Raw genomic sequence first — 22810 nt, 5'->3', positions numbered from 1 at the left:
CAATACGAGCATGCGAACACGTTGATTCGCTCACTGGACTACGCTTCGTGAGTGGTGCTTGACCGTTTCGATACCGACCGAAAGAGATTCCATGACTGACGTGACCCTGTATGATCGCGACCCGCATTATATTCCTCGTGTGGCTGCCGTGCATGACATGTGCGGTTACGGCAAATGCTCGCTGACCGCGGCGATCCCGATTCTCTCGGCGGCTGGTTGCGACGTGTGCCCGGTGCCGACCGCACTGTTCTCGGCGCACACCAAATACAAGGTGTTCACCTTCCACGACACCACCGATATCCTGAACGGTTATTTGGATGCTTGGCAGGCCGAAGACGTGGAGTTGGACGGTATTTACTCAGGTTTCCTTGGCTCCCCTGAACAGGTTGCGATCATCGAACGGCTCTACCGCGAGTATCCTCATGCGTTGCGTTTGGTCGATCCGGTGATGGGCGACGGCGGCAGCATGTACCCCACGTATACGCCGGAACTATGCGAGGCGATGGGCGCTTTGGCGCTCGGCGCGGATGTGCTGATGCCGAATCTCACCGAGGCCGCGATCTTGACCAAGACTGATTATCCGGGCCATGATTTGGATGATTCCGCTGTGAACACGATGCTTGAGGCATTGCTTGAGCTTGGCGCGAAGAACGTGGTGCTGAAAGGCATCGACCGCGGTGATGGTCGCATCATCAACTATGTGGCGAGCGCGTCAACCGGCGTGGCGCAGAAGATTGAGCTTGCTCATGAGAAGCTTCCGTATATGATTCACGGCACTGGTGATGCGTTCGCCTCCGCCTTGTGCGGCGCGGTGCTGGCTGGTCGCGGGCTTGCCGAATCGGCACAGATCGCCGGCGAGTTCGTGCGGCATGCGATGGCCAACACCCGCAATCAACCACATTTCGAAGATCGCGGCTTGAGTTTCGAACTCAATCTTGGCGAACTGACCGGGCTCATCGGTTCTTGAAGTATTTGAGCAGGTGATTTTCCCGTGTGAGCAACACGGCTAGGAATGCGCCCAGCAGTACGCCAAGCAATGCGGCAGCCGGCACTCGCAGCAATGTGTCTGTCAATGCCACAGCCTCGACCGTAGTATTGTTCAGCCAAACCCATGCGAGCAACGGGCTGGCCAGTATAATGCCGGCGATTCCCCAAATAGCCGTCTCCAAAAGGATTTGTGTGAGCAATGCGGTTTTCGGCACGCCGCAATGCAATGCGGACGCCATTTCCAGTTTGCGTGTGCGCATTGCGATAAAGCCCAGCACCAGTGCTGTTGCGAGCGCAATCCACGGCACAAAGGCGGTCAGTCTCGATGCAAACAGCACTGCACTGTCCAGTTCGCTGCCTTTGGTGGTGTTGAGCTTATAGATCTGCGGCCGCTCAGCCGTTGCCCCACTGGCTGTACCATCACTGGCCAGACGTAGTAATGATTCGAGATTCTTGGTCTGCGGCCATGCGCGCACCCAGCATTGGCTGAAAGACACACTCGAATCAGCGGGGACCGGGGTCAGTGCGGCATAGGAGAAACCGGATTTTCTGCCGTCATCCGGCCAGTCGAATACTCCGGCAATATCAAGATCGCGCCCATCCTTCAATGCCAGGGATCGCCCCGCTTGAGCCTGGAACGGTTCCGCCGCTTCGTGGGACAGCAACGTACCTTCCCGGTTTGCAGTCGTGTTACCGGATTTCCGAGCTTTCCCGTACTGCCACTGTGTTCCGGTGGTGCTCAGCATGAATATGTCGGCGGCACCCGGCGTGATGTCATACAAAGGCACGCTGGTGGATGGCAAGGCCGCGAACACCAGCTTGTTGTCCGACTGCCGCACCGCTCCTGACGCTTCGACACCGTCTAATGAGATGAGCCGATCGCAGGCTGCACCGTCGATATGATTCGGGTATTCCAATATCCAGGTTGAGCCGCCTGATGCCACATATTCATCGGTTTGCCGTTGGATGCCCATAATGGTGAGCCCATCGGCGCCGGCAAGCAACACGATCAGACATGCAAGCCCGACCGCGAGCGCGCATGCATGGCTGGTGCCGGTGACGAGGTCTCGCCAAGCCTCTCCGAGCATCCCGGCCAGCCGCATATGAGGTCGGCGATCATTTGCTTCATTCATGATGTTCACCGCCTCGCTCAATCGAAGTGGCGTGTGCGGGCTCGTCGTTTTGCCAGTCGCGCAAATCGATCAGATCGGTGCAGGCATCGCGCGTGCGGGGATCGTGCGTGGCCACCACCACGATGGCACCGCTCATCGAAAGATTGTGCAGATGCTCGTTGACTGTGGCGGCGGTGTTGAGGTCCAATTGCGCGGTCGGCTCGTCAACCAGCAACAGACCAGCGTGCGAGGCCACTCCCCGGGCCAGCATCAGTCGTTGCGCCTCACCGCCTGATAAATCACGAAAGGGCTTTCGAGCCAAGGATGACAGACCGAATGCCTCGAGCAGTTCCATTGCATGGGTTTCTGCGGTCCTCCGCCGCTCCCCTCGCGCGATGAACGGCAAGGCCACATGGTCGATGGCCGAGCGCCGGGCCACGCCATGTGGGTTCTGCAGCACCCAGCACACGCGCCCGCAGTCAATGCGCTCCACCGAACCGGCTACCGGCGTGACCCATCCGGCGATAATGGACAGCAATGTGGACTTGCCTGAACCCGATGGTCCGGTCAATGCATAGACGTGTTTGGGCAGCAGTGTCATCGTCAAGTGTCGGAACAGCATGTCTTCGCCGGTCCGGTCGAAACTGTGCCCCACATCGGTCAATATCACTTTCCTATCGACCATGTCACGCACCGCCTTGGGCTGTGCAGTGTTCGTTGGTCTGCGGGGTCACATCCACATGGTCGAACGTCTGGTCACCGCCGACGCTGACCATTGTCTTACCCAGCTGTGAGGCGATGATCGACACTTGCACCGGCTTCGCATCGACGCTGACGCAACCCGAGCCGGCAGCCGCATCATATACGGCGGACGGCGGCACACTGAGCGCGGTCAACGGCTGCTTCAGTTTCCAATCATAGGAGACGTTTAGGGTTCCGCCGGCGGAGGCACCCGCAGCGCTTCCAGCCGAAGTATTACCGGCAGCCATTGAGCCTGCCGAATCCGATCCGAGCGAAGCCATGCGGAATGCCACGGAATTATTGATAGCAGCCAGCATCGCCGCATCCGTAAGTTCCGTGGCATCGGCCGGCACGTCGAATGTCTGGTCGCCGATGGTGATCACGCGCTCCCCTGCCACCAGGTCAGCGGCGGCAGCCGGCAATGTGGCTTTGAGCGGTATGGCGGCCGTGGTGAACAAATCCTGCCCGGCCGCGACTTGCCTGCCGACGGCGATGGAGGTCTGTTTGACGGTCACCGAGTCGGCGGGCAGCCATACGAACCAGCTGGGGTCGATGTCCCAGCCGTTCTCGCGGCTCAATTGCCGTGCGCCTACGGATTGCGCGAGCGCATTGTAGGCGGTGATGGTGTCCCACGTCATCAAGTCTGAGTCCGGCGCGTTGTAGCCCAGCCTGCGCAACGCGGCATTGAGTCCCGCGGCGTCCGAGCCTCGCATGCCGCTTTTGAGTTCCCGATACAGCGGCACATCGGTATGCAACGCCATAACCGGTGTGGCATCGACATTGAATACCACCTGCCCGGAAGCTATTGAAGAGCCCGCGCCCACGGCAATACCGGTGACGGTACCGGTAATCGGCGAAGCGACCACCGAAGATTCCCCCAAGCTCACGGTCAGCGCAATCGAACGCGAGTCGTCGAACTGGGTTGCCGCCACTTTCACCGTACTGGCTTCGACACTGGAGACCAGCGAGGGTGGAATTGTGGAGCGGGTCAAAAGGAACCCTGCACTCACGCCGATGGCAAGCATCACCAGCGCCAGCAGTATCACGATGGAGATCGCCACGCCGTTGCGTGCAGCCCTGCGTTCTTTACGGGATGCCCTAGTCTTGGCCACCACCTTGCTTCCCTGAGTCATGGCACTTGCCCCCTTCGTCTTCGCTCGGGTACCGCTACTGGTGCAACGGGTCCTGCTGGCAAGCCCAGAACTGCCGTGCCTTATCGGCGTTGTAGTCAGGGTTCCTGCTGCCGTCTTCGTTGTATTCCATATACATGTTGTAGAACTCGTTCCATGTGCGGGTCTTCTCCTCTATCTGTGTCTCGCCGTCTGCACTGCTGATTTCCAGCGCCAGGTATTCCTGCTCGCTGATTGGCTTGGGCAGCAGGTCACGTTGTTTGAGGCATTGGTATGACGCCTTGTGAAGTGCCTCGGTGTCGAGGTTGCTTGGATTGCCCTGCATTTCGTCATACAGTGCTTCGACGGTCCACAGGTCGGTCTTTCCGGCGCATTCCGTGTTCTTCTGATTCATCTCGTCGTCGGTCAAAGCACTCTCCCGCAAGCGGGCGAGCTGGCCTTTCGTAACAACCAATCCGTATGGTGCCAGGCATGCGTTCTGAGCGTCCAACATCTCATTGAGTTCCGCATCGGTGATCTGGCAGTCCGCTAAAATCCGTTTGGCCAAGTCGGTTTTGGACTGATCGTAGGCGCTCTGAAATTCGTTGGCGTAGGAGCCGGTGAAATCCGGAGCTTTACAGGCAGATGCAGCGGGTCGCGCAGCATTGCCGTTTGATTCGGCACCTGACGGCGAACCACAGGCTGCGCACGTCGCGAGCAAGGATGCGGATATCAGCACTGCAAGCGCATATCGAACATCGTGTTGCATATGGCCTCTGCTTGTTTCCCAACCAACCATGACGACCTCCCTGTCTCAATTCAGCATAGACATGTTTTGTCGAAAACCATCAGACCGATGTAGTCGCGGAGATTACAGGCAGCAGTGCGCAGACGAAGCGTCGAACGTACCGTGGAATCATCGGCAGGCAATGATGCCCGGATTATTCGATGACTCTTGGCCGGCAGACCGTGCCAAAGGCATGCGCATCGAACGGAGAGGAAATCCCATGAAGCGAGTACTGGCACAACATATGATTGTCGCGGCACTAGCAGCCGTCATGATGTGCTCAGCTGCTGCATGCAGCGGGCCATCCTTAGGCACTGCCGAGCAACCGCAAGTCGAACCCACGTTTTCGGGCCCTTGGGCTGAGGATTTCCGGCTGAGCTACGATCAGGCCCGCGAAAACGACAACACATTCGCTCAGGATGTGCTGCGCGATGAGCGGATCACCGAAGCGGAGGCCACGGAAGTGGCGAACCGGTACCAGTCCTGCATGGCGGATGCCGGATTCGTGTATGACTATGTGAACCCGGATGGCTCAGCCCAAATGCCAACAGGCAATATGAGCGACGCCGAACAGCAGCGGTTTCATGAGCAGGACATCATCTGTTCCAAGCAATCAGGCCAGTATTTCATCACGGCTCTCTACACCGCGTTGGTTCAGGATCCGGATGGCGAGTTGCGTAACCGCACCGCTGAGGAGATACGGCAGGATTTGGCAGAGTGCTTGAAACGCAAGGGCGCGGTTGGTTCGGAATTCACCGCAGAAGATATTCCGATAGTCGATGCGGACGGCGAGGAGTATCTCCAGTTCAGTCAACAGTTCACCAACCCCGGTGGCAAGTACTACAGCGAACAGAATTACGAGAGCTGGATCCAATGCAATGACGATCCGCGTCAGTAGATTGCGAGGAAGCAGGCACATTTCTTGTAGCCTCCCCTAGTGTGGGGAGGCTTTTCTATATCAATGCGTCAATCACTCCCCGCATGACTTACTCACATGCCTCAAGCTTTTGTTGGAATCCCGCATCCGCACGTTGCGCTTCATCGAACGGACCGGTACCGTTTCTGCTATCTCGCTCATAATCATCGATTGAATATGATGCGCCGACGAGCCCCTGCTTGATATAGCAATCGATGAAGGTCTGCCTCGCATCCTTGCCATCGTTGCTCGGATTCAATTGCGCGGCGCTGGCCAGTTGCCAGATGGTGTTCGCCCCATTGCGTTCGGTGCAGGTTTGCGTGTCCTGATTCACGGAGGCGCCCCATGATGCCGATTCCTCGTGCGTCACTCCGCTCGGCGGACGGATGCTCATCTCACCCAACTCCCCCATGCTGATGGAATCCTTGCTATAGCCGAGGTCGCTCAAACACTGCACAACGCGATGGTTCAGCTCGGCCAGTTCGCTGTCCGCAATGATGCCATCCTTCAGGATGTTTGCCGCGAAATCATTGCCGTTCTGCTCTAGCTGCTCGCGGGCCTGTTTCAGCTCCGTCGAATAGTGGGTATTGAGGTTGATGCCCTCGCTGGTTTGCGACTGGGGTTGCGCAGTGTTATCGCCGTGCAGCGGTTCGGTGCAGGCTGATGCCAAGCATAGGATGCAGCTTGCGGCGATGGCGGCAATCATGGTTTTCGTGAATCGAGATCGACGGTAGTGCTGGTTCATTGCGGCTCCTTTGTCGACTGTTCGGTGGAATGCGCATTGACCAATGGCTCCAGCCACTGGTAATCGGATTCGGTCCGGCATTGGTCGATGACAGCCGATTGTTGTTGGCTATTCATCGATCCGCGAATCGGTACGACGCTCTCGCCTATAGCTTCACCGTTGTCATCCGTGATTGTTTTAGCCTGTAGTCCATAGACGGACAGGCATTCGTTATAGGCCTTGCGCACTTCGGCAAGCTCGGCTGGCGTAACCGTGCCGTCTTCGAGTATGCCGCGCCCGAGTTCGGTATGCAGGTTGTTCCAGGCGGTCAACGCCTCGTATTTGTGTGGACCGGTAAATTCGGGATGTTCGCTGGTGGTAGGCATTGTGCGGCTGGAATCGTTGCTCGCGTTGGTTGCCACGTCGCTCCACGGCTGCGGGAGCAGCGATGCCAGCAGTACGGCGATGATGATGCCTATGGCAAGGACGACGGCAACCATCAGGTTTCGGCGATGCCACTGGCTGAAGCTGGAGGCGATGCCATGCCATCCATGATGATGGCGTTGTTCATATGATTGGTTGCTTGATTGGTTGCTGCCGCGAATCCTGGTCATGACGCATGCCTCTCAAGCTCTGATGAACCGGGATGTGTGGGGATGCGGGCATAGAGTATCCAATCAGCGTCTTCGGCAGTGGTATTGAGTTCTCCACCAAGGCTGCGAATCAGGCGCCGGTGCATGGCAAGACCGCTGCCGTGCGGCTTGAGCGTGCCCGCCGAACTGCTGTCGTTGTTCTGTGCATCATTGCTTGGTATGCCTATCGGATTGGTTTCCATGATTTCGATGGCAGCGTTACTCACAGTGATCACGCAGCAATATTCGCCGGAGTCCGGGCTCATGTGGCGGGTGATATTGGCGGCGATTTCGCCGATGAGATTGACGGCCTCTGTGATTGTTTCGTCCGCGCAATCGTCCGGGAGATTGCCACGCGTTTCGATGGTTCCTGAGAATCCCAGATGTGTGAGTTTGGCTGTCGCTTCCTGCATCGCCGATTGCAATGTGTTCCATTGCCGGGATGCTGCACTGCTGGAGGATGAAGGTTCCGGCACGGGACGCTCGGTACGCTGCGCAGTTGAATTTGCGGAGGATTCCTGAGTCTTGGAATCATGGAAATCATCCGACTGCGATGGGTCAGGTGATTGCGGCTGTTCCAGCAGATCGATGACGTGATGGATCTCATCGAGCACTGATAATGCCTGGTCGTTGACGAACTGCCAATCCTGACATTCGGCATGATGCGCCTCATCATCACCGATGCGCCGCAATTGCCGTTGTGCGGTCAATGCGATGTACGAGAGCCCGCCGCTGGCGGAATCATGGATGCGTGAGGCCAGGCGCGTGTTGCGTTGCAAGGTGTCCAATTGCCATTGTTTACGTTCCAAAACCAGTGCCTGTTCACGAATCTCGTCGCGCTGTTTGCGCCACCGGAATGACATGCCCGCCATCGTGGCGAGTGTGAACATGCCGATGTAGTTGACCATGCCGATCCATGTTGCGGAAAGCGCATTGAACGTATTTAAGGCCACCGGCACACATTCAGCAATCGTAACGGTGAGCAACGCACCAGTCGCCACGGGAATCGCACTATCATAACCGATAATCGCGAGCGCCAGATACGCTGCCCAGAGCGGGTTCGGGCCGGATAGGTCAAGCACGAACAGTCTGGCCACCACGGTGACGATGATCAGCCATCCGGAGATTCTGGGAATGAATGGCGAAAGCACGATGGCGATAACCGAGAGTCCTGAAAACAGGAAATTCAGCGGATAGATCGGCGGTATCACCGACCATTCCACCAAGGTGGCGGTGAGCGTGAAGGCTGCAATGGCGATGCGGAACCAGTGCATCCGAATCCAGTGGGCCGCATTCGCGGTGGGCTTGCCGTTCATCACTCCCCCTCCGAGGCTCCGGTCCATAATGCTACGGCTGCCCCGCGGGAGGTGACGCCGAGCTTATGGATGGCACGGGTGAGATAGGTTTTGGCGGTGGAGGCATTGACTCGCATTTCGGCGGCAATCTGTTCGGTGGACAGCCCTCTGGAGCACAGGTTCATGGCTTCGGCTTCACGGTCGGAAAGCAGGAATTGACGGGGTGTGCGTTGTCCGCCCAGTCGCGTGTGCGCCTCCGCCGCGGTTTCGAAGCCTTCGCCCCATGTGCCGCCGGCGGCGACGGAGCGAATCGCTTCGATGATGGGCGTCTCCACCGATTTGGGTACAATGCCTTGCGCTCCGGCTGCGGCGGCTTTGCCGGAATATACGGCGAGTGAGAATGAGGTGACCGCCAGAATCTTGACGCGTGCGGTTTTGATGCGAATGGTCTTGCACACCACGAGTCCGGAGAGTTCGTCCATTGACATGTCGGTCAGCAGCACATTGGGGCTTTGGCTCACATCGAGACAACGGGCGACCGCATCCCTGCCTGATGTGGTTTTCCAGATGATGCGGGCCTCAGACATCAGTTCACTGATGGAACGTTCGAGGAAGGCAAGCGAGAATGCGTCATTGTCCACGAGCCCGATGGTGACAATGGGTCGTACCGCCTGTTGTTGGTTATTGTCATGCATGATGTTCGCCGCCCTTCCGCGGCTTCGCTGCCGCCCCTTCTACGGCTACCGTAGCATCAGCGAGTCTGATGGGTTAAGGTGTGTTGTCATCCTGTGGATTACAACTGCGGCGCGATGATTCGCATACCGTCTTAACAATCGGTGGATAACCCGGTTTTCATCCACACGTTATCCACAACACGCCAAACCCCGTCATAGTATCCACATTTGCCGGTTGCGCTTGTGCGAAGAACCGGTCAGCCCGCACAGTGGATACATGAACACTTCCAGATCATCGCAGATTCTCGAAGCCGGCAGCGAAGCCGCATCTCACTTCCACCAGCCCATGCTGGATTCTCCAACGGAGGCGAACCCAAGTCTCGTGGACCAGCTGGCCACGGCCATGGCTGATCCGTCCCTCGCGCCAAAACAATTCGGAGCTCTCGGCGAACACTATGCAGCCGCGTGGCTCGAACGCCAGGGATGGCGCACGTTGAGCCGCAACTGGCATACCCGTTATGGCGAACTCGACATCGTAATGATGGCACCGGATCGCACCATCGTATTCGTTGAGGTCAAATCCCGCCGCAATGCGCATTACGGGATTCCACAGGAAGCCGTGACGCATTCCAAACAGGTCAACCTTCGTCGAGCTGCCTGCGAATGGCTGATCGACCGCCGTAACCGCATACCGCATACCGCAATCCGTTTTGACGTGGTCACCGTGGTGTTGGAACTCGGCAAACCCGTTATCCATCACATTCCCGGAGCGTTCTGAACGCCTTGAAGCCCGAAAGGAGCAGCCACCATGCCTATAGGAAGCACACTATCCGTTGGCCTTATCGGATTGAAGGCCTTCATCATCCAAGTGCAGGCGTTCATCAGTCCCGGATTGCCGTATTTCTCCATCATCGGCTTGCCGGACACCTCACTGTCGGAGGCTCGCGAGCGGGTGAAATCCGCATGCCAAGCCAGCGGATTCTCCTGGCCGCAAACCAGAGTGACCGTCAACATGAGTCCGGCATCGGTGCCGAAGCGTGGCTCATCGCATGATCTGGCCATAGCCGCCAGCGTGCTCTGCGCGTCGAATGCCATCGACCACAATTGCTTGGAAGATACAGTCGTGCTCGGCGAAGTGAATCTTGATGGCTCGGTGCTGCCGATCCATGGTCTCTTACCCATCATGTTGCATGCCAAAGAACACGGGGCGAACAAACTCATCGTGCCATACCGCAATCTTGACGAGGCTGCCATGGTCGATGGTCTGGACGTTATCGGCATACAGCATGTGGGCGAGCTCATTGAGCTCATGGGAGGCGACGCCACCTACCGTATACCGGAATTACCACACAACGGCGATGCGCTTGCCGATACCGTCTCAACCGTGGCCTCAAATCCGCAGGATTGCGGCGACATGAGCGAAGTGTTGGGACAGGAATACGCCAAATGGGCATTACAGGTGGCTGCGGCAGGAGGACATAATCTCATCATGACCGGCCCTCCCGGCGCAGGCAAAACCATGCTGGCCTCCAGACTTCCCGGCATCATGTGTCCATTAAACGAATCCGAACAGCTTGAAGTGGCTTCCATCCGCTCCCTGTGCGGAACACTGCCACAATACGGCATCACCGACGTCCCGCCATTCGAAGCCCCACATCACACCGCCACCACGGCGGCCCTTGTGGGAGGCGGCAGCGGCATGGCGATTCCCGGAGCCATCACACGGGCGCATCGAGGCATCCTATTCCTTGACGAAGCACCAGAATTCAGCGCCCGAGCATTGCAAACCATGCGCGAACCGTTGGAATCCGGGTATGTGGCACTCTCGCGATCCAAAGGCAGCACCTACTATCCGGCCAATTTCCAACTCATCATGGCCGCCAACCCCTGCCCATGCGGATACTATTACGGCACCGGCGAGCGCTGCACATGCAAGGAGAAGGAACGCATGCGGTATTTCTCCCGACTTTCCGGACCGATTCTTGACCGCGTGGACATTCAGCTTGCCGTACCGCCCGTCTCCCGCATCGCCCAACAGCAAGAACCACAGGGCGAGAGCAGTCAGACGATTCGCGCACGGGTCATCCAAGCACGCCAGATTGCCACGCAACGGTTCAAACAGTTCGGCTGGACCTGCAACGCACAGGCATCCGGCAAATGGCTGCACGCCAATACCTCACTGAAAGCCATGGAACTCGTCAACAGAGCCTTGACGAGCCATCAGCTCACCCTACGCGGCGCCGACCGAGCCATGCGTCTCGCCTGGACGCTTGCCGATCTGGCCGGCCGGGAAAGCCCCACCGAACAGGATGTCCATCAGGGCATCGAACTGAGAACGAGGATGTCATGAGCGAATCCACCACAACCACCGTGTCCTCACTTTCCAGAGACGCCATATTCCGCGCAGCACTCACCTACTGCCTCGATGATGCGGACGCACAGATGTACGCTCTGCTCAAAGGAGCCGGCAACGCTGAAATCGTGTGGCACACGCTTGACGAGTCACATCCGAACAAGCCTTCCACCACCTGCGCTCCGGCATTCGCCGAATTGGAACGTCTATTCGCTCAAGGCTGCGTTCGTTGGGGACGCAAACCAACCGCTGATGCCATGAAGGCATTCCGCACCAATGTGGTCCGATGGCACAATCGAATGCAGGATATGCCCGACCGCAATCCGCTGGCGCTCGCGGACTGGTTTACGTCTGACGGCACCCAATGGATTATCGCTCCCGGCAATCCATGCTGGCCCAAACAGCTGGAAGATCTGGCGATCCGCTCCGACTGGGCTCCTCCCCTCTGCTTGTGGGGCAAAGGAGATCCGCGTGCGCTAACCAGTTGCCCAAAGCCTGTAGGCATCGTAGGTTCGCGCGACGTTACCGAATATGGCCGATATGTTGCCCATACGCTCGCCGAACAGGCCGCCGCATCCGGTCATCTGGTGGTTTCCGGAGGCGCCATGGGCACGGATGCGGCCGCGCACTGGGGTGCATTGAACGCGTTGACCGGTCATAACCCGTCCACGGTCGGCAGAACGGTCGCCGTTTTCGCCGGCGGCCTAAACCATATGGGACCTTTGCGCAACCGCACGCTGTTCGAACGCATCGAACAGCAAGGAGGCGCGCTCATCAGCGAATTATGCCCCGGCATTGTTCCTGAAGCGAGACGGTTCCTGATGCGTAACCGTATCATCGCCGCGCTCTCCTCCACCTTGGTGGTGGCGCAGGCTCGGCTCAGATCGGGAGCGTTGAACACCGCGGGCTGGGCGTGCGAGCTGATGCGCGAAGTGTATGCCGCGCCCGGGGATATCAATCAGCCGGTTAATGCCGGCTGCAACAAAATCATCAACGAGCAGAAAGCCATACTCCTATGCGCGGCCACCGCCATTGACGATATCTGCCATAACGCGCATCATCCAGTACTGGCAGATGTCACGATTCCAGCCTCTCCGGCACCGACCGTCGCACAGCGGTCCGAGTCGAACACGAAGGCGACATCACCGCACAATCCCATGCAGCAACCCACTTCTGCTGCCGAATCCCACCATGATGCCGACGCTTCCGCCGCCACGAAAAAACAGCACCCCGTATCCGCACATGCCGCACCTGACCTGCGCGGCACATCGCGCAATCGCAACACATCGCGCAATCGCGGCGACCACGGCGACCACGGCAACAAACCAATCAAAGTCAGCGACCTGCCGGAAACCCAACGCATCATGGTCGCGTTGATTCGAGAATGCAAGAAACGGCATCTCATCACCACCCCGGATGCACTGCTGCGTGTAGCCCAAAGCAAAGCGCCTGACGAGATTCCGGATATCCGGGCCGTTTTGGAATTGTTGGGCACCATGGAGCTCAATGGCATTGTGGAAAGAAAGGCGGATGCCATGGTGCTATGCGACTCAGTGGCTTGAGCTTGCCGCCATCCCATCCATCATCACATGTCCTATAAGCCTGCCAGCAAGCATCAGATCCCTTCGGCTCGCTGTTCGCCGGGTGTGCGAGAATCAAACCCATGAGTCCGAAACGTTTGGAAGATATGTATGATGCGGTTATCGTCGGCGCAGGAGCAGCCGGCCTGTCTGCGGCACTGGGATTGCTCCGCTCCCCCGAAATCACCGAGCTCAAGGAGCAAGGGGTTGAGCCGAAGATTCTCGTGGTCTCCAAATTGCAGCCGTTGCGTTCGCATACCGGATCCGCGGAAGGCGGTATCGCGGCCAGCCTAGGCAACATCGAATCCGATGACTGGCATTGGCATTATTACGACACCATCAAAGGTGGCGATTGGCTGGTCGATCAGGATGCGGCCAAGCTGCTCGCCGAATACGCTCCTGAAACGGTGATCAATCTGGAACGTCAAGGTGTGGCATTCTCCCGCACCGAAGACGGGCATATCGCCCAACGACGATTCGGCGGCCATACGCGGGATTTCGGCGGAGAACCGGTCAAGCGCGCCGCCTATGCCGCTGACCGCATCGGCCATCAGATCCTGCACACATTGTGGCAGCAGTGTGTGGCGCAAGGCGTGGAATTCGCCGAGGAATGGTATGTGACCGATCTGGTGCTCACCGATGATGGCCAGCAGGCCGCTGGCATTGTGGCTTTGGACACGCATTCCGGCAAGATTCAAGCCATCCACGCCCGTAATGTGCTGATCGCCACCGGTGGTGCAGGGCGATTGTTCCACACCACCTCCAATTCCTGGGACTTGACAGGCGACGGCATGGCCTTGGCGTTGTCCGCCGGATTGCAGCTTGAAGACATTGAATTCGTACAGTTCCACCCCACCGGACTTGCCCATACCGGTATTCTGCTCTCCGAGGCGGCACGCGCCGAGGGTGGTATTCTGCGCAATGCGAACGGCGAAGCGTTCATGGAACGTTATGCGCCGGAGCATAGGGATCTGGCGGCCCGCGACGTGGTCTCCCGTTCCATCATGGCCGAGATCGATGCCGGTCGCGGTGTGGCCGATCCAAAGGATCCGAACGGTCCGAAGGATTGCGTGTGGCTGGATATGACCGGTATCGATGCCGAGCGCATGGCTCAGGTATTGCCGCAGGTGGTGGAAACCATCGAACAGTATGCGAATTTGGATCCCACCAAGGATCTGGTGCCTATCAAGCCCACCGCTCATTACACGATGGGTGGTCTTCCGATTACCACGGATGGTGAAGTGTACCGTTGGGATGGCACGCACCGCACTGTGGTCAACGGCTTGTTCGCAGCCGGCGAATGCTCATGCGTTTCCGTACATGGCGCAAACCGTTTGGGCGGCAACTCGCTGCTTGACGCGTGCCTCTTCGGCACGCGCGCCGGACACGCATTGGCCGCGCGTATTGCCGGCAATCCGGTGGACTCTCCCATGGGTGATGAAACCGCTGATGATGATCTCATCACCGCAGTCGATCGTGCCGCTGAAGCTCGCAACGGCGAGTTGACGACATTGTTGCAAGGTGCCCCACAATCAGATACTGAGTCCGATGCCGAGTCCGAGAGCAATGCGGGCAATACCGCCAACGCATACCAGCTCATGGCAAAACTCGGCTCCATCATGGAGCAGGCGCTGGCCGTGCGCTGCAGCGCGGACACCATCGCAGCGGCATTGGAACAGTTGGATACGGTCATCAAGCCGCAGGCCGATCACCTGTATGCGCATGACCACACCGCGGCGTTCAATCAAGAGGTCACCGCCATCTGGGAGGTGCGTCATCTCGTTGCGCTCGCCCAAGCGGTGCTCATGGCATCAGATGCTCGCCATGAATCCCGTGGCTCCATGCGTCGACTCGACTTCCCCGAGCGTGACGATGAGCATTTCCTGGCGCATTCCATGGTGGCGGCAGCTGGTTCGGTGACTTTCAAGCCGGTGACCATCACTGATTATCCGCCCAAGAAGCGCGAGTATTAAGGGACAGTGCCGTTTCACCGCCCACAAGTTCCGGCAGCGCCACGCAGCTAGCGCCTATGAATATGACCTGCTGCGTGGCACGCCTAGGGCTTGTGGCACAATAGGTTGGCTGATTTGATTCAGGTTGGATGATGCATGGTTTCATGGAGGCAAAGCATGGCTGAGGCGAACAACACGACGGTTACCTTGAAGGTGCATCGCTTCACTCCGCGCCCCGAGCGCGCGGAACGTGCACGTGGCGGCAGTCCGTTCGCCCGCAAAAGCTCCCCTTTCGGCTCCGGTTCCGATTCCGCCGCACGCCGTCGCCCGCGCGGCAAGCAGTGGGTGCAGGAATACACGATTCCCGCACGTCCGGAAGACACGATTCTTGATTGTCTGCTAGCCATCAAGCGCACGGTTGATCCGACGCTTGCCTTCCGTTACTCCTGCGGCCATGGCATGTGCGGTTCGGATGCGGTGGCCATCAACGGTACGCCAACGCTCTTGTGCACGGCGTCGATTCGTGATTGGGCCAAGCAGCCTGGCGCATTGCCGCAGGTGGACGATGAGGGATTCCGCCATATCGACAACGGTCAAGACGAATCTTCCGACTCCCCTGCGGATGCGGATGGCGCATACGAAGCCACCGATTCATTGGGGGTGATTGAGCTTGCACCGCTGCCTGGATTCCCCCCGCAGCGTGATCTGATTGCCGACATCGACCCGATGCTCAATCAGATTCGCAAACTCACCCCATATCTTGAAGCCGATGGTGTGCTCGCCACCACTGCGGAAGGCAAAGTGAACGCTTTCGAGTATCTGCAGCATCCCGAGCAGCTTGCCAAATATGAGACATTGAGCAATTGCATCGCCTGCGGCGTATGCGAGGGCTCCTGCCCGGTATTCGCCGGCGGCGACGCTTTCATTGGACCTGCCGCCCTTATTTGGGCTTCCCGCTTCATCAACGACTCTCGTGACACCAAGGCCATGGAGCGCATGGATGCCATCGATACCGCTGACGGCGTGGCAGCATGCCAATCCGTGCGCGCCTGCTCCCGTCATTGTCCGCGTGGTATCGACGTGGGCGAGGAAATGTGGCAGATTGTCGCCAAAGTTCGCGAACGATAACCAATCATCGTGATGCCGATACAATGAATACAGTCGCGTGGCGCCCAACACCGTAGCCCCATCGGCAATGCTCAACGGATGAGCCACAGAGGTATGTGGAGGAGACAAGATTATGGATAAGACGCAGTACACGAATCTCGCCAAAGCTTGGGAGTACACCGAGGAGCATGCCCTCGAACGTGAGATCCCATCGGTTGCCGCGACCCGCGATAACGCCGAGCAGGCCGGTTTGCCTCAGGGTTCTGCGGCGCAGGCGCAACTGCTCACCATGCTGGCGCATATGATCGACGCCTCTTCCGTGATCGTTATCGGAACCGGTTCACTCGTGGAGAGTGTTCAGCTTGTGCATGCGCTGAACGGTGGCGGCCAGTTGACGGCCGTGGATTCCACCGCCCAAGGTATTGCGATGATTCGCAAGGTGTTCGCCGAATTGCAGGATGTGACCGACACGTCACTCAGGGCGGTGAATGCGCCGGCGCGCGTCTTCCTGCCGCGATTGAACGCCAATGATTACGACATGATTGTGGTGGCCGGTGATGCTGACAACTATGCATCCACCTTCGCTCAGGCCGCACGATTGCTGCGCACCCATGGCGTGATTGTTTTCACTGATGTCCTGGCTCTTGGCTCCGACCATGGCGGTGTGCTCGATGCCGCCGATCGCAGCACCAAGGCCACCGCCATGCGCGAACTCATCACCATGGTTGAGGATGACGAGACATTCGAGTCCACGCTGACTCCCGACGGCACCGGTTTGCTGATTGCCGTCAAGAAGTAAGCAACTCACGTAGGCAACTACTCACTGTCAGCGGATTGCACTGGTGGCAATATCAACGGCCTCATCCGGGTCGTCCGTGACGGTGACCAGATGCGGGTCGATGGAGGAGATCATGCCATGGTCCTTCACCGGCCCGTCCAGCCAGTCGAACAGTCCCTGCCAATAGGCTTTGTCGTACAATACGACCGGCATGTCCGCCACCTTGTGCGTCTGCACCAACGTCAATAATTCAAACATCTCATCCAAGGTGCCGAAGCCGCCCGGGCAGACAATCACACCCGAGCTGTACTTCACGAACATCGTCTTCCTGACGAAGAAGTACCGGAAGCTCATGCCAAGGTTCACCCACTGGTTTAGCCCCTGCTCGTGCGGCAGTTCGATGCCCAGGCCCACCGATTTGCCGCCGGCAAGCGCCGCTCCCCTGTTCGCCGCCTCCATAATGCCCGGACCGCCGCCGGTAATCACCGCGATGTTCTTTTTGGCGATCAGGCTGCCCATGCGTCGCGCCGCCTTATACGCCGGTTCTGTGCGCGGTGTGCGGGCCGAGCCGAAAATCGAAACGGCGGGACCAAGCTCTGCCAATGCGCCAAAACCATCCACGAACTCCGATTGGATGCGCAGAACACGCCACGGATCCATATGCAACCAGTCGGTGGCCTGATCAGGCTTCAGCAGATTAGCCGTGGTGTTGTCGGTGGGAATCATCTGGCCGCGGAGAATCACCGGCCCACGATGATAGGTGTCCCCTAACGGCGAGAAATCGTCATCGGATACCGTATTCTGCTGATCCTGAGTCATGCGTTGCCTCCTTCAAGTGCCACATTTTCTTGCTGTGCCGAAGCCTGTGCAATCCGTTTGGACTGGCGGCTCAATAGTACGCCGGAAATCACGGCGGAGACCAACGAACCGACCAGTACGCCAAATCGTGCTTCTGCGGACAGTTCAGGATTGCTGTACGCCAACGACGCGATCAGGAACGAAACCGTAAAACCGATGCCGCATGCACAGGCTGTGGGAATCATATCCCGTACGCGTAATCCTTTGGCCATGCGCAATCCGCCTACATGAGTGGCCAACCAGGCGGTCGTGATAATGCCCAGTGGCTTGCCGACGGCGAGTGCGACTACCAATGCGATAACCAGAGGCGAAAGCATCAATGCGGGGCTCAACTCCTCGAAATGCACGCCGGTGGCAAACAATGCGAAAATCGGCAGTGCCAGCAGCGCGGAGAACGGCTGCAGTTTTTCGGCGTATCGTGCGGCGCGCGGCGTGGTTTCGCCGAACACTTCGCGAGATGGCGTGGACAGACCCACTACCACACCGGCGAGCGTGGGATGCACCCCGGCCTCGAACATCATCACCCAGGCGAGAATGCCCACCACGGCTACGGCGATCCACGGCACACGCCGCATACGCACGAGCATCGACCAGATCACCGCGCACACGGCGATACCCACGAACCAGTACCATGCGTTCACCGAGGAGAAGAACACGGCGATGAGAATAATCGCCAGCAGATCATCCACGGTGGCGAGCGTCATCAGAAACGCGCGAATGGAACCGGGCAGAGCCTTGGCGAACAAGGCAAGCACAGCCAGCGAGAACGCGATATCAGTGGCGGTTGGCACTGCCCAGCCGTGGGCCATCTCGCCGAATGGGATGCTGCTGCCGGTGGTGGTGAGAATCAGGCTGCCGGTATCACCGGGACCATATTGGGAGAACACGGCGATGGTCAGCAGGAACAATACCGGTGGCGCCAGCATGCCGCCCACCGCGCATAGCATCGGCACGGCGGCTGCTTTGGGGTTCGAAAGGGAGCCCGTGGTGAGCTCCTGCTTCAGCTCGAGGCCGACGGTCAGGAAGAAGATGGTGAGCAATCCATCCTGTGCCCAATGCCCGATAGGCAGGTTGATATTGGTATGTGGGATGCCGATATGCGTCTCCGCGATGGTTTCAAACAGATGATATGTCCATGGCAGGTTGGCACATACCAGACCAATCAGTGCAAAGCTCAGCATGATGAGGCCAGAAATGCGATCGGACGCGGCAATCCGTTTGATTACGGTCCAGGCACTTCGTTTCGCCGTTGTTCCAGCCATCATCACTCCTCGTCTAGCGGCCGATCCCGTACGGCCGAAACCGACTACTCATATTACGATAAAGCCCGGGAACGATTCCGCCCCGGGCTTAGGCCGTGAACAGGTGCGCTGATCAGTTGTGCTGACGCGCCGCCAATGCCTGTTCGATGTTGTTGAGCACACGCTGCAGTAGCGCGGTCGGGCACGCCAGATTGATACGTTCGAAGAAGTCGCCGGAATGGCCGAACAGGGAGCCTTCATCGAACCAGACGCGCGCTTTGGTGCGCAGGAACTCACGTTGTGCGTCCACGGACGCGAATCCGAGTCCACGGCAATCGAGCCATGCCAGATACGTGCCTTCCGGCTCGATCAGTCGAATGCCGTCCACGCGGGCGGCGAATTCTCGTACCAAAGCAACGTTGCGTTCGAGCACTGTCAGCAGCTCATCCAGCCAGGCTTCGGCATGATTGTATGCGGCTTGGCAGGCTACCATGCCGAAATGGCTGACGGTCAATCCGCCAATGTTCTCGGCAGCCACGTCGAAGCGCCGCTTCAAATCGGCATTGCGGATGATGGCGTTGGAGCACAGCAGTCCAGCCAGATTGAAGGTTTTGGTCGGTGCGGTGAATTCGAAGAGGATATCCGCATACTTGCTGCCCAGATTGCCGAACAGGGTTACCTCGTGGCCCGGATGCGCGAAGTCCGCATGAATCTCATCACACAGCACATACACGCCGTGCTTCAGGCAAATGTCACCAATGCGGGTCAGTTCCTCGGCGGTCCACACGCGGCCGACCGGGTTATGAGGATTGCATAGAATCATGGCGGTGCAACGCGGGTCGGCTGCCTTGGCCTCAAGATCGTCGAAATCGATGCTGTAGTGGCCTGCGGCTTCGTCCAGCACCAGTTCGTTGTCGAGAATGGTCAGTCCATTGCGTTCCGCGGCGAACGTGAACGGGTAATAGACCGGGCGTTGAATAATGACCTTGTCGCCCGGATGCGTCACGGCGCGTAATGCGGTGTTGATGGCGGGCATCACGCCGTCGGAGAGACTCACCCAGTCGCGGTCAACGATGCAATGGTGACGGCGCTTCATCCAGCCGATGAACGCATCATAATAATCATCGGTGGCGTAATCATAGCCGAACACATCGTGGGAGGCGGCGTTGACCAGCGCATCGACGATTTCCGGAGCCGGTTTGAACTCCATATCCGCAACCGACAGCGGGATGACGTCTTTGGAATCCGGTCCCATTGCCTCTTCAATCATGTGCCATTTGATCGAAGTGGAATCATGCCGTTCAAGAACGGTGTCGAAATCGTATTGAGACTGCTGCGTCACTGCCTGCCCCTTTCATTCTTTACCACAGTTGACTGCCGATGGGTCAGTCTAGCGCATGAAATTGGAAAAGCCTCGGAAGCATTTCGCTTTCGAGGCTTTATCGTGCGCCAGACAGGATTCGAACCTGCGACCTGCTGATCCGTAGTCAGCTGCTCTAATCCGCTGGGCTACTGGCGCATACCACTGTTGTCCCCGTGGTTCGGGAGTGCGCCAGACAGGATTCGAACCTGCGACCTGCTGATCCGTAGTCAGCTGCTCTAATCCGCTGGGCTACTGGCGCATGTTGTCGTTCAGACAACTCGATTTATAATACACACTCTTATGAGCTTCGCAACTCGGCAGTAGGCTCGGCGTGTCGCATTGCGCCAGTCATGCAAAAACCGCGGAATACCAAGGATCTCAAGCATGAATCTCTGCTACTGCACCACCGCCACTACGCTTCGCGACGCTGATAATCACGATCCATCTGCACCGCTTTACGCAGCATTTTCGGACTGCTGTGCCCAAGTACGCTTGCCTTGTCTACGATCACCTGATGCACATCCTCAAGGCTGGGGATCTGGAACATCGTCTCTTCCAGCGTGCGTTCGATGATTGAGCGCAGTCCGCGAGCGCCTATCCCCTGTCCTATGGCGGTTTCGGCAATCGCGCGTATCGCCTGATCGGTGAACTGCAAATCCACACCGTCCACGGCAAACAGTTTGCGGTATTGCTTCACCAGCGCGTTCGCTGGCTCGGTAAGTATCGCAACCAGATCGTCTACATTCAGTTCCCTGAGTACACTGGTCACCGGCAAGCGACCAATGAATTCCGGCAGCAATCCAAATTCCGCCAGATCATCGGCGTTCACATGGTTCAGCAGTTCGGCATCGTCCAGTTCAGCATTGTGCCAATTGGTGCCGAATCCGGTTTCTCTGCGCCCCAGACGTTTGCGCACAATGTCAGTGAGTCCCACGAAGGCGCCACCGCAGATGAACAGGATGCCGCGCGTATCCATCTGCACGGTCTCCTGCTCTTTATGTTTGCGTGAGCCTTCCAATGGTACGGAAGCGATGGTGCCTTCCAGGATCTTCAGTAACGCTTGTTGTACGCCTTCGCCGGAGACATCGCGGGTGATGGAGGTGTTCTCTCCGGATTTGCGGGCGATTTTATCGATTTCGTCGATATAGATGATGCCATGCTGGGCACGGCTGACATCACCATCCGCCGCCTGCAACAGACGCTGCAGTATGGTTTCCACATCATCGCCGACGTACCCTGCCTCGGTAAGCGTTGTGGCATCGGTGATGACGAACGGCACGTTCATTACACGTGCCAATGATTGTACGAGATAGGTTTTGCCTACACCGGTGGGGCCGAGCAGCAGGATATTGGATTTGGCGACTTCTACAGTGTCGAGCGAATCCTCGCCGGAACCGGCACTGTGCCGACGTGCACTAGAGCGACGATCAGCCGAGTTCGAATCATCAATGGAACCATGATCCAACTGTTGCGCCGATTCATTGAGCTCCATGTTGACGCGCTTGTAATGGTTGTACACGGCTACCGAGAGCGTGCGTTTCGCTTCATCCTGACCGATAACATACCGGTTCAGGTATTCGAAAATCTGGGCCGGCTTCGGTAAACTCAGCGCATTGACTTCGGCGTCTTTGACCCGCTCCTCGGAGATGATGTCCACACACAGGGCGATGCATTCGTCGCAGATGGAGGCATTCGGACCGGCGACCAGTTTCTTGACCTGACGTTCGGTTTTGCCACAGAACGTGCATCGTGGAATATCGTCGTTGTAGCTCACCACACGTCCCATACTGCTCCTTTGCCTGTCACCATGTCACCAATATACGGAGGGCTCCCCTCTCTTCAGAGGGGAGCCAAACCGACATGTTTACAGTAATCCGTTATTCATATTGAACGGGATTACTGACGATGCTCCAGCACTTCGTCCACGATGCCGTATTCCTTGGCCTCAGGCGCGGTGAGGAAGGTGTCCACCTCAATGTCGCGGCGAATCTTCTCCACATCCTGGCCAGTGTGCTTGGACAGCGTGTTCTCCAGCCATTCGCGCATACGCAGCATCTCCTTGGCCTGGATTTCAATTTCCGTGGCCTTGCCGAAACCCTGATCGATGGCCGGCTGGTGGATGAGCACGCGGGCGTTCGGCAGCATCAGGCGCTTGCCCTTAGTGCCGGAGGCCAGCAGAATGGCCGCCGCGGAGGCAGCCTGACCGAGGCAGACGGTCTGCACGTCGGGCTTGATGTACTGCATGGTGTCGTAGATGGCGGTCATGGCCGTCATGGAACCACCGGGAGAGTTGATGTACATCATCACGTCGCGGTTCGGATCCTGGGATTCCAGAACCAGCAGCTGTGCCATCACGTCATCGGCGGAGGCGTCATCCACCTGCACACCGAGGAAGATGATACGATCCTCGAACAGACGGGAGTACGCATCCTGGGTTTTCATGCCGTACGGGGTCTTTTCCACGAACTGCGGCATGATGTAACGGTTCGTCGGCATCTGGGCAGCCTGGGCACGAGCGGCGGCAGGCATGAAACCGGCTACGCCCTGACGGCCGGCCAGACGGTCGGCGCGGGCTGCGAACTTTGCTTCTTCACTTGCCAT

21 protein-coding genes and 2 tRNA genes are annotated in these 22810 nt (G+C 58.1%); 8 read left to right on the top strand and 15 right to left on the bottom strand.

The window, feature by feature from the left end:
* Nucleotides 1-91: 91 nt before the first annotated feature.
* On the top strand, nucleotides 92-967 hold the full coding sequence (locus tag JS530_RS06520) for a pyridoxamine kinase (protein ID WP_214376384.1): 876 nt from the start codon (nucleotides 92-94) through the stop codon (nucleotides 965-967).
* On the opposite strand, the gene JS530_RS06515 is transcribed toward JS530_RS06520, so the two are convergent.
* Genes JS530_RS06515 through JS530_RS06500 form a run of 4 tightly spaced genes read right to left on the bottom strand, consistent with a single transcriptional unit; the run spans nucleotide 954 to nucleotide 4718 of the window.
* Complete coding sequence (locus JS530_RS06515) at nucleotides 954-2120, bottom strand: hypothetical protein (protein WP_214376383.1); 1167 nt, start codon at nucleotides 2118-2120, stop codon at nucleotides 954-956. The genes JS530_RS06520 and JS530_RS06515 overlap by 14 nt on opposite strands.
* Nucleotides 2113-2784: an ATP-binding cassette domain-containing protein gene (locus tag JS530_RS06510; protein ID WP_214376382.1), complete on the bottom strand. Its 672-nt coding sequence runs from the start codon at nucleotides 2782-2784 to the stop codon at nucleotides 2113-2115. Before JS530_RS06510 ends, JS530_RS06515 begins: the two co-directional genes overlap by 8 nt.
* A gap of 1 nt (nucleotide 2785) precedes the next feature.
* Nucleotides 2786-3973 carry a hypothetical protein gene (locus JS530_RS06505; RefSeq protein ID WP_214376381.1) on the bottom strand — a complete coding sequence of 396 codons (1188 nt, stop codon included), beginning with the start codon at nucleotides 3971-3973 and terminating at the stop codon, nucleotides 2786-2788.
* Nucleotides 3974-4007: 34 nt separating this feature from the next.
* A complete protein-coding gene (locus tag JS530_RS06500) occupies nucleotides 4008-4718 on the bottom strand; it encodes a hypothetical protein (protein ID WP_214376380.1) in 711 nt (236 codons plus the stop codon).
* Nucleotides 4719-4956: 238 nt separating this feature from the next.
* Between JS530_RS06500 and JS530_RS06495 the strand changes: the two genes are divergently transcribed.
* On the top strand, nucleotides 4957-5634 hold the full coding sequence (locus JS530_RS06495; RefSeq protein WP_214376379.1) for a hypothetical protein: 678 nt from the start codon (nucleotides 4957-4959) through the stop codon (nucleotides 5632-5634).
* Between the two features lie 88 nt (nucleotides 5635-5722).
* On the opposite strand, the gene JS530_RS06490 is transcribed toward JS530_RS06495, so the two are convergent.
* The 4 genes from JS530_RS06490 to JS530_RS06475 are packed head-to-tail and all read right to left on the bottom strand — an operon-like array spanning nucleotide 5723 to nucleotide 8998.
* On the bottom strand, nucleotides 5723-6397 hold the full coding sequence (locus JS530_RS06490; protein ID WP_214376378.1) for a hypothetical protein: 675 nt from the start codon (nucleotides 6395-6397) through the stop codon (nucleotides 5723-5725).
* Nucleotides 6394-6990 (bottom strand): hypothetical protein, encoded by a 597-nt coding sequence (locus JS530_RS06485; protein ID WP_214376377.1) that lies wholly within the window; start codon nucleotides 6988-6990, stop codon nucleotides 6394-6396. Before JS530_RS06485 ends, JS530_RS06490 begins: the two co-directional genes overlap by 4 nt.
* A complete protein-coding gene (locus JS530_RS06480) occupies nucleotides 6987-8324 on the bottom strand; it encodes a sensor histidine kinase (protein WP_214376376.1) in 1338 nt (445 codons plus the stop codon). Before JS530_RS06480 ends, JS530_RS06485 begins: the two co-directional genes overlap by 4 nt.
* Nucleotides 8324-8998, bottom strand: coding sequence for a response regulator transcription factor (locus tag JS530_RS06475; RefSeq protein ID WP_214376375.1), 675 nt, complete (start codon nucleotides 8996-8998; stop codon nucleotides 8324-8326). Before JS530_RS06475 ends, JS530_RS06480 begins: the two co-directional genes overlap by 1 nt.
* Nucleotides 8999-9254: 256 nt before the next feature.
* Between JS530_RS06475 and JS530_RS06470 the strand changes: the two genes are divergently transcribed.
* From JS530_RS06470 to JS530_RS06445, 6 genes are all read left to right on the top strand, one after another.
* A complete protein-coding gene (locus tag JS530_RS06470) occupies nucleotides 9255-9755 on the top strand; it encodes a YraN family protein (RefSeq protein WP_214376374.1) in 501 nt (166 codons plus the stop codon).
* Between the two features lie 30 nt (nucleotides 9756-9785).
* Complete coding sequence (locus JS530_RS06465) at nucleotides 9786-11327, top strand: YifB family Mg chelatase-like AAA ATPase (protein WP_214376373.1); 1542 nt, start codon at nucleotides 9786-9788, stop codon at nucleotides 11325-11327.
* The gene (locus JS530_RS06460; protein ID WP_214376372.1) at nucleotides 11324-12892 is read left to right on the top strand and encodes a DNA-processing protein DprA; all 1569 of its coding nucleotides are present in this window, start codon (nucleotides 11324-11326) and stop codon (nucleotides 12890-12892) included. Before JS530_RS06465 ends, JS530_RS06460 begins: the two co-directional genes overlap by 4 nt.
* A 101-nt stretch (nucleotides 12893-12993) precedes the next feature.
* On the top strand, nucleotides 12994-14883 hold the full coding sequence (locus tag JS530_RS06455) for an FAD-dependent oxidoreductase (protein WP_214376371.1): 1890 nt from the start codon (nucleotides 12994-12996) through the stop codon (nucleotides 14881-14883).
* Nucleotides 14884-15039: 156 nt separating this feature from the next.
* Entirely contained in the window at nucleotides 15040-15990 is a 951-nt protein-coding gene (locus tag JS530_RS06450) for a succinate dehydrogenase/fumarate reductase iron-sulfur subunit (RefSeq protein ID WP_214376370.1), read from the top strand.
* A 112-nt stretch (nucleotides 15991-16102) separates the two neighbouring features.
* Entirely contained in the window at nucleotides 16103-16768 is a 666-nt protein-coding gene (locus JS530_RS06445; RefSeq protein ID WP_214376369.1) for an O-methyltransferase, read from the top strand.
* A gap of 27 nt (nucleotides 16769-16795) precedes the next feature.
* On the opposite strand, the gene JS530_RS06440 is transcribed toward JS530_RS06445, so the two are convergent.
* The 7 genes from JS530_RS06440 to JS530_RS06410 form a co-directional block, all read right to left on the bottom strand.
* On the bottom strand, nucleotides 16796-17566 hold the full coding sequence (locus tag JS530_RS06440) for an LOG family protein (RefSeq protein WP_214376368.1): 771 nt from the start codon (nucleotides 17564-17566) through the stop codon (nucleotides 16796-16798).
* A complete protein-coding gene (locus JS530_RS06435) occupies nucleotides 17563-18870 on the bottom strand; it encodes a Na+/H+ antiporter NhaA (RefSeq protein WP_214376367.1) in 1308 nt (435 codons plus the stop codon). The genes JS530_RS06440 and JS530_RS06435 overlap by 4 nt, the downstream gene beginning before the upstream one ends.
* A 109-nt stretch (nucleotides 18871-18979) precedes the next feature.
* On the bottom strand, nucleotides 18980-20188 hold the full coding sequence (locus JS530_RS06430; RefSeq protein ID WP_214376366.1) for a MalY/PatB family protein: 1209 nt from the start codon (nucleotides 20186-20188) through the stop codon (nucleotides 18980-18982).
* A gap of 103 nt (nucleotides 20189-20291) precedes the next feature.
* Nucleotides 20292-20365 (bottom strand) — tRNA-Arg (locus JS530_RS06425).
* 29 nt (nucleotides 20366-20394) lie between these two features.
* Nucleotides 20395-20468, bottom strand: a tRNA-Arg gene (locus JS530_RS06420).
* 153 nt (nucleotides 20469-20621) lie between these two features.
* Nucleotides 20622-21995, bottom strand: a complete 1374-nt coding sequence (gene clpX, locus JS530_RS06415; protein ID WP_214376365.1) for an ATP-dependent Clp protease ATP-binding subunit ClpX — start codon at nucleotides 21993-21995, stop codon at nucleotides 20622-20624.
* Between the two features lie 110 nt (nucleotides 21996-22105).
* On the bottom strand, nucleotides 22106-22810 hold the full coding sequence (locus JS530_RS06410; protein ID WP_214376364.1) for an ATP-dependent Clp protease proteolytic subunit: 705 nt from the start codon (nucleotides 22808-22810) through the stop codon (nucleotides 22106-22108).

This window comes from Bifidobacterium colobi, assembly GCF_018555455.1.
GTDB classification, from domain to species: Bacteria; Actinomycetota; Actinomycetes; order Actinomycetales; family Bifidobacteriaceae; genus Bifidobacterium; species Bifidobacterium colobi.
This window is presented reverse-complemented; position numbering and strand designations above follow the sequence as displayed.

What these genes read in the sequence shown, in the direction of transcription:
- JS530_RS06440 (WP_214376368.1), bottom strand. Translation starts at nt 17,566, where the DNA reads ATGACTCAGGATCAGCAGAATACGGTATCCGATGACGATTTCTCGCCG.
- JS530_RS06435 (WP_214376367.1), bottom strand. Translation starts at nt 18,870, where the DNA reads ATGATGGCTGGAACAACGGCGAAACGAAGTGCCTGGACCGTAATCAAA.
- JS530_RS06445 (WP_214376369.1), top strand. Translation starts at nt 16,103, where the DNA reads ATGGATAAGACGCAGTACACGAATCTCGCCAAAGCTTGGGAGTACACC.
- JS530_RS06495 (WP_214376379.1), top strand. Translation starts at nt 4,957, where the DNA reads ATGAAGCGAGTACTGGCACAACATATGATTGTCGCGGCACTAGCAGCC.
- JS530_RS06515 (WP_214376383.1), bottom strand. Translation starts at nt 2,120, where the DNA reads ATGAATGAAGCAAATGATCGCCGACCTCATATGCGGCTGGCCGGGATG.
- clpX (WP_214376365.1), bottom strand. Translation starts at nt 21,995, where the DNA reads ATGGGACGTGTGGTGAGCTACAACGACGATATTCCACGATGCACGTTC.
- JS530_RS06485 (WP_214376377.1), bottom strand. Translation starts at nt 6,990, where the DNA reads ATGACCAGGATTCGCGGCAGCAACCAATCAAGCAACCAATCATATGAA.
- JS530_RS06450 (WP_214376370.1), top strand. Translation starts at nt 15,040, where the DNA reads ATGGCTGAGGCGAACAACACGACGGTTACCTTGAAGGTGCATCGCTTC.
- JS530_RS06465 (WP_214376373.1), top strand. Translation starts at nt 9,786, where the DNA reads ATGCCTATAGGAAGCACACTATCCGTTGGCCTTATCGGATTGAAGGCC.
- JS530_RS06410 (WP_214376364.1), bottom strand. Translation starts at nt 22,810, where the DNA reads ATGGCAAGTGAAGAAGCAAAGTTCGCAGCCCGCGCCGACCGTCTGGCC.
- JS530_RS06460 (WP_214376372.1), top strand. Translation starts at nt 11,324, where the DNA reads ATGAGCGAATCCACCACAACCACCGTGTCCTCACTTTCCAGAGACGCC.
- JS530_RS06505 (WP_214376381.1), bottom strand. Translation starts at nt 3,973, where the DNA reads ATGACTCAGGGAAGCAAGGTGGTGGCCAAGACTAGGGCATCCCGTAAA.
- JS530_RS06500 (WP_214376380.1), bottom strand. Translation starts at nt 4,718, where the DNA reads ATGCAACACGATGTTCGATATGCGCTTGCAGTGCTGATATCCGCATCC.
- JS530_RS06480 (WP_214376376.1), bottom strand. Translation starts at nt 8,324, where the DNA reads ATGAACGGCAAGCCCACCGCGAATGCGGCCCACTGGATTCGGATGCAC.
- JS530_RS06475 (WP_214376375.1), bottom strand. Translation starts at nt 8,998, where the DNA reads ATGCATGACAATAACCAACAACAGGCGGTACGACCCATTGTCACCATC.
- JS530_RS06455 (WP_214376371.1), top strand. Translation starts at nt 12,994, where the DNA reads ATGAGTCCGAAACGTTTGGAAGATATGTATGATGCGGTTATCGTCGGC.
- JS530_RS06490 (WP_214376378.1), bottom strand. Translation starts at nt 6,397, where the DNA reads ATGAACCAGCACTACCGTCGATCTCGATTCACGAAAACCATGATTGCC.
- JS530_RS06510 (WP_214376382.1), bottom strand. Translation starts at nt 2,784, where the DNA reads ATGGTCGATAGGAAAGTGATATTGACCGATGTGGGGCACAGTTTCGAC.
- JS530_RS06470 (WP_214376374.1), top strand. Translation starts at nt 9,255, where the DNA reads ATGAACACTTCCAGATCATCGCAGATTCTCGAAGCCGGCAGCGAAGCC.
- JS530_RS06520 (WP_214376384.1), top strand. Translation starts at nt 92, where the DNA reads ATGACTGACGTGACCCTGTATGATCGCGACCCGCATTATATTCCTCGT.